At 72.0% G+C, this 6421-nt stretch carries 4 protein-coding genes; 3 read left to right on the top strand and 1 reads right to left on the bottom strand.

What is annotated here, in order from left to right; translation table 11 throughout:
- Positions 1-259 precede the first annotated feature (259 nt).
- The 3 genes from AAH991_RS39595 (at position 260) to AAH991_RS39585 (ending at position 5930) form a co-directional block, all read left to right on the top strand.
- The gene (locus tag AAH991_RS39595) at positions 260-1792 is read left to right on the top strand and encodes a ricin-type beta-trefoil lectin domain protein (RefSeq protein WP_346231102.1); all 1533 of its coding nucleotides are present in this window, start codon (positions 260-262) and stop codon (positions 1790-1792) included.
- A 5-nt stretch (positions 1793-1797) separates the two neighbouring features.
- The gene (locus AAH991_RS39590; protein WP_346231101.1) at positions 1798-4563 is read left to right on the top strand and encodes an AbfB domain-containing protein; all 2766 of its coding nucleotides are present in this window, start codon (positions 1798-1800) and stop codon (positions 4561-4563) included.
- Between the two features lie 272 nt (positions 4564-4835).
- Positions 4836-5930: a serine hydrolase domain-containing protein gene (locus AAH991_RS39585; RefSeq protein ID WP_346231100.1), complete on the top strand. Its 1095-nt coding sequence runs from the start codon at positions 4836-4838 to the stop codon at positions 5928-5930.
- 82 nt (positions 5931-6012) lie between these two features.
- On the opposite strand, the gene AAH991_RS39580 is transcribed toward AAH991_RS39585, so the two are convergent.
- Positions 6013-6421, bottom strand: a 409-nt coding sequence (locus AAH991_RS39580; RefSeq protein ID WP_346231099.1) for a cellulose binding domain-containing protein, incomplete at its 5' end; no start/stop codon positions are given.

The raw sequence follows: 6421 nt of genomic DNA, 5'->3' as shown, positions 1-6421 counted from the left end.
CCGGTCAGCGGCGACATGGTGAGAGCGAACCCGATGCCCTGTCCATCGCGTCCGGCAGACTGACTTCATGACACGCCGGTTCATCCCGGCCTGCACCCGCTCGACTTGACCGTCCACCGCCCCGCGCCGTCCAGCCAGAAACACCGCTCAGTGGCGGGATATGTGGGGAAATGTTGGGTCTTGACGGACGGCCACACCACTGTAAAGGTTCTTTTCAGAGAGCGCTCTCACGTCTCGTCCACCCCCCAGAAGGACTGCCGTGAGACTGACCGTGCTGACCGGCGTGGCGGTGTTCGCCGTCGCGCTCGTCCTCCCCGGCGTGCCCGCACACGCCGTCCCCTCCCCCGTCCCCCCGCCCGCTCCCGCTGCCCCCTCCACCGGCACCACGGTGACGATGCAGCAGGCGCTGCAGCGCGATCTGCGCCTGACCCCCGAACAGGCGCGGGCCCGCCAGACGCACGAGGCCGCCGCGGCGGCCGTCGAGCGCCGGGTCCGCGCCGAGCTCGGCGACCGCTTCGCGGGCGCCTGGTACGACCCCGCGCGGCAGCGCCTGGCCGCCGGTGTCCTCGACGCGGGCGAGGCCGAGCGCGTGCGCGCGGCAGGTGCGATCCCCGTCTCCGTGAAGCGCAGCGACAGGCAGCTCGACGACGTCAAGGCCGCGCTCGACCGGGCGGCCGGACGTGCCGGGACGGGCGTCTACGGCTGGTACGTCGACCCCGCCGCCAACACGGTCGTGGTGTCGGCGGCCGACCGTGCGGCGGCGGAAGGCTTCGTGCGGGCCGCGTCCGCGGACGCGGCGGCGACGCGGATCGCCGTCGCCCAGGCCCCACACCTCGTGTACGACCTCCGGGGCGGCGACCAGTACGTCGTCAACGGCAACGTGCTGTGCTCCGTCGGGTTCTCCGTGAACAACAGCGGGTTCGTCACGGCCGGGCACTGCGGGCGGGCCGGAAACCCGACGATGGGCTACAACAACGTCGCCCAGGGCGCCTTCGCCGCCTCGTCGTTCCCCGGCGACGACTACGCCTGGGTGCGCACCAACGGCGACTGGACGCCGCGGCCCTGGGTCAACAACTACGGCGGGGGCACCGTCCCGGTGGCCGGCTCCCAGGAGGTCCCGGTCGGGGCGTCCATCTGCCGCTCCGGACGCACCACCGGCTGGCGCTGCGGGGTCGTCCAGGCCAAGAACGTCACCGTGAACTACTCCGGCTCACTGGTCTACGGGCTCACCCAGACCTCCGCGTGCGCCGAGGGGGGCGACTCGGGCGGCGCCTACATCTCCGGCGACCAGGCCCAGGGCGTCACCTCCGGCGCCTCGGGCAACTGCTCCACCGGCGGCGTCACCTTCTTTCAGCCGGTCAACGAGATCCTCGGCGCGTACGGCCTGAGCCTCACCACCACCGGCGGTGACACGAGCTCGCTGATCAGCGCCCTCAACGGCAAGTGCGTCGACGTGCCCGGCGCCGACTTCCGCGACGGCGCGCCGCTGCAGATGTACACGTGCAACGGCACGATCGCACAGAGATGGACGTTCACCGGCGGCACGCTGCGCACGCAGAACAACCTGTGCATGGACGTCGCCTGGGGGTCCAGGGACAACGGCGCGGTGATCCAGATCGCGACCTGCAGCGGCAACCCCGCTCAGCAGTTCGTGCTCAGCGCGGCCGGTGACCTGGTCAACCCGCAGTCCGGCAAGTGCGTCGACATCGACGGCTGGAACGCCGGCGACGGCGCCCGGCTGATCCAGTGGGAGTGCCACGGCGGCGCCAACCAGAAGTGGCGGCGGGGCTGATGCCGATGATCTCACTTCGCCGGGTTCTCGCCGCCGCGACCGCCCTCCTCCTCTCGGCGGTCTGCCCGGTCCTCACCGCACCCGCCGCGTCCGCCGCGGTCTGGCAGCCGAAGACGCCGCCCCTGTCCACCCCCTGGACCGCCCAGGTCTCCCCCGCCAACGCCCTGCCCGACTACCCGCGGCCCCAGCTCGTACGGCCCGACTGGCTCAACCTCAACGGCGTGTGGGAGTTCGCCGGCGCACCGGACCTCGACTCGCCCCCGATCGGCCGGACGCTGCCCGAGGGCGTGCTCGTGCCGTACCCGATCGAGTCGGCGCTGTCGGGGATCAAGCGTCACGAGGACGCCATGTTCTACCGGCGGACGTTCACCGTGCCGTCCGGCTGGTCCGGGCGCCGGGTGATGCTCAACTTCGGGGCGGTCACCTGGGAGACGCGGGTGTGGGTGAACGGCGTCCAGGCCGGCCGGCACACCGGCGGTTACGACGCCTTCTCCTTCGACATCACCTCCGCCCTGCGGCCGGGGGACAACGAGCTGATCGTCGGGGTGTCCTCGCCGGTCGACGGCGGCACGTTCCCGATCGGCAAGCAGCGCCGCAACCCGGGCGGCATCTGGTACACCGCGTCGTCGGGCATCTGGCAGACGGTGTGGCTCGAACCGGTGAACGCCGCCCACGTCACCCGGCTCGACACCACGCCCGACGTGTCCGCCGGGGTGCTCGACCTCGTCGTGCAAGGCACCGGCGGCCAGGCCAGGGCCGAGGTGCTGAGCGGCGGCACGGTCGTCGGCTCGGCCACCGGCGCGGTCGGCGCGCACATCCGCGTCCCCGTCCCGAACGCCCGCCTGTGGTCGCCGGACGACCCGTTCCTGTACGACCTGCGCGTCACGCTGACGGGCTCCGGCGGCGGCGACGTCGTGACCGGCTACTTCGGCATGCGGTCGATCGGCAAGGCGGTCGTCGGCGGCGTGCTGCGCCCGGTGCTGAACGGGAAGTTCGTGTTCCACCTCGGCACCCTCGACCAGGGCTACTGGCCGGACGGCGTCTACACCGCGCCGACGGACGAGGCGCTGCGCTTCGACCTGGAGCGGCAGAAGGCCCTGGGCTTCACCATGGTCCGCAAGCACATCAAGGTCGAACCCGCCCGCTGGTACTACTGGGCCGACAAACTGGGACTGATGGTGTGGCAGGACATGCCCTCGCTGGACGCGGTGGACGACCCGCCGGAGCGCAGCCACGCCAACTACGAGTCGGAGCTGCGCAGGATCGTCGAGCAGCTCAAGGGCATCACGTCGATCGTGATGTGGGTCCCGTTCAACGAGGGCTGGGGCGAGTACGACAACCAGCGCATCGTCGACCTGGTCCGCTCCATCGACCCCACCCGGCTGATCGACCACGACTCCGGGTCGAACTGCTGCGTCTCCGACCCGGAGCCCACGAACGGCGACGTGATCGACGACCACTGGTACCAGGTGCCCGGAGAGGGTGACACCCGGCTTCCAACGGCCACCCGGATCGCCGTGCTCGGCGAGTTCGGCGGCCTCGGCCGGCGCGTCCAGGGCCACGAGTACCAGCCCGGCGCCGGATTCGCCTACGGCGACCTGTACCCCGACGAGGGGTCGCTGACCAACCGGTACGTCGAGATCACCAGGCAGGTGGAACGGCTCGTGCACACCCGCGGGCTGTCCGCCTCGGTCTACACGGAGCCGTACGACGTGGAGAACGAGGTCAACGGGTTCTACACCTACGACCGCCGGGTGCTCAAGATGACCGAGTCGCGCGTGCGGGAGGCCAACCGGCGCCTGCTGGCGGTCGCGGCGGGCACCGACGTCCCCCGGGGCGAGCCGGTGTCGCTGCGGGTGACCACGCCCGGCTACACCACGCGCTACCTGCGCCACCAGGACGGGCTCGCACGCACCGATGTGATCGACGGCGGAAGCGCCGACCTGGCCAAGCAGGACGCGACGTTCTGGACGCGCCCGGGCCTGGCCGACTCCTCGTGCGTGTCGTTCGAGTCGCGCGACTTCCCCGGCGAGTATCTGCGCCACTCCGACTACCGGCTGCGCCGGGACCGGCAGGACGGCACGGCCCTGTTCGCGGCCGACGCGACGTTCTGCCCGCGGGAGGGGCAGGGCGGGACCAGGCTGGAGTCCTACAACCTGCGCGGCTACTTCGTCCGCCACCACAACGCGCTCGTCTACGTGGCGAAGCAGGGCGGCGCCAATCCCTGGGACGCCGCCGCGAGCTTCGCGGCCGACACCACCTGGGCGGTGACCGTCCCGCTGTGGCGCAGCGGCGCCGGGCTGCCGCTGGACCAGGCCCGGTCGTTCCGGGTCACCACCGCGGGGTTCACCGACCGCTACCTGCGGCACCGCGACAGCCTGGCCCGCACCGACGTGGTCACCGCCGGAAGCGACGCCCTGCTGAAGTCCGACGCCACCTTCGTCGTACGGCGCGGCCTGGCCGACCCGACCTGCTATTCGCTGGAGTCGCGCAACTATCCGGGCCGCTACCTGCGGCATTCCAACTTCCGGGTCCGTCTGGACGCCCCGGACGGCGGTGACCTGTTCCGTCGCGACGCCACCTTCTGCGCGCAGCCCGGGAGCACCCCGGGGAGCGTGCTCCTGGCGTCGCTCAACGAGCTGGGCGGGAACGTCCGGCACTACGCCGAGGAGGTCTGGGTCGCCTCCGACGGCGGCGCGCATCCCTACGACAACCCGGCCTCGTACGCCGAGGACGTGAGCTGGGCCGTGACCGCCGCCTGGGCTCCGTAACACGACGAGGAGCCGTCGTGCGGAGACGTCCGCACGACGGCTCGATCGGTGCCACGCCGCGCCGCCGCCCCGCCGGGGTGCGCGCGGCCCCGGCACGACGTGTCCGCCTGCCACCGGCCGAACCCGAGCGGAGTGTTCCGGTTCCGGGCGCGTCCCCTGGGTACGCCCCCGACACACATCCTGTGCTTGCGAGGTGGGCCATGGGGTGTTCCACGTCGCGTCTCACGTGCGCGCGTTCCCGCTTACGCCGGCGCGCCGGCGCGTGCCTCGCCGTGCTCGCCGTCCTCGCCGTCCAGGCGCCCGCGGCGGCGCCCCGGGTGCGGCCCGGAGCCGACGTCATGCAGAAGCTGCTGGACGACCTGGTGCGCAAGGACGGATTTCCGGCCGCCCTCGCCGCCGTACGGGGCAGGGACGGGCGTGTCCGCACCTACACGGCGGGCGTGGGCGACCTGCGGACCAGAGCCGGGGCGCCGGTGGACGGGGAGGTCCGGATCGGCAGCAACACCAAGACCTTCGTCTCCGTGGTCGTCCTGCAACTGGCGGGCGAGGGAAAGGTCCGGCTGGACGCGCCGGTCGAGACCTATCTGCCCGGCCTCATCCGAGGGAACGGGAACGACGGCCGCCGCGTCACCGTGCGGCAACTGCTGCAGCACACCAGCGGCCTGCCCGAGTACACGGCGTTCCTGGACCTGGCCGTCGCGCCGTACCAGTACGACTACTACGAACCCCGCCGGCTGCTGGACATGGCTCTACAGCAGAAGCCGGCCTTCTCGCCCGGCACCCGGTGGAAGTACACGAACACCAACTACATCGTCGCCGGGCTGCTCGTCGAGCGGGTCACCGGCCGCCCGGTGGCCGAGGCGATCACCAACCGGGTGATCAGACCGCTCGGTCTGCGCCACACCTACTTTCCCGCCGCCGGCGAGCGAGGCCTCAGGGGGCCCCACCCGGACGGCTACCAGCAGGACCCCGGCAAACCGCTCGTCGACATGACCGACCTGGATCCCTCGTGGGCTTGGGCGGCCGGGCAGATGGTCTCCACCCCGTCCGAGATCAACCGTTTCTTCGGCGCCGTCGTCCAGGGCAAGCTGCTCAGGCCCGAGCAGTTGAGGCAGATGCGCCGCACGGTCGCCATATCCCCACGCGCACCCGGCAAGGGCTACGGGCTCGGGCTGTTCCGCCGGCCGCTGAGATGCGGCGGTCAGAGCTGGGGACACGGAGGCGACATTCCCGGCTACTCGACCTGGAACTCGGTCACCGATGACGGCCGTGCCGCCGCGATCGCCGTCACCCGGACCCCGCTCCCCTCCGACGCCGCGGAGAACCATCTCGATGCGGCGATCCAGACGGCCCTGTGCGGCAGGTGAGTGCGCGCGGGCACCCCCGCGGGTGGCGGGGGTGCCCTCGGCGCTCCTCCTGGTCAGGAGCGCGTCATCGCGGTTTCGCCGGTCAGGAGGCGCTGCACGTCAGGGCCGGCGTGACGGCGCTGCCGTTGGCGGTGAAACCGAAGGTGGTGGTGCCGTTGGCGGGCAGCGTGCCGTTCCACGACTCGTTGCGCACGGTGACCGCCGCGCCGGAGCCGGACTTGACGCCGCCCCACAGCTGGGTGATGGACTGCGAGCCGGACCAGCTCCAGTTCACCGTCCAGCCCCTGACCGACGAGTTGCCGGCCTTGACGGTGACCTCGGACTGGAAGCCGCCTGGCCAGGAGTTGACCGTACGGATCGTCGCGCTGCATCCGCCCGGCTCCGGCGAGTCGCCGGGCGACGGGCTGACCGGCGGCGTGGGGCTCGGGCTGACCGGTGGGGTCGGGCTCGGGCTGACCGGCGGGGTGGGGCTGGGGGAAGTGTCGGGAACA

The sequence above is a fragment of the Microbispora sp. ZYX-F-249 genome, assembly GCF_039649665.1.
GTDB lineage: Bacteria > Actinomycetota > Actinomycetes > Streptosporangiales > Streptosporangiaceae > Microbispora > Microbispora maris.
Note: the sequence above shows the minus strand (reverse complement) of the source record. Positions and strands in the feature narration are given on the sequence as shown.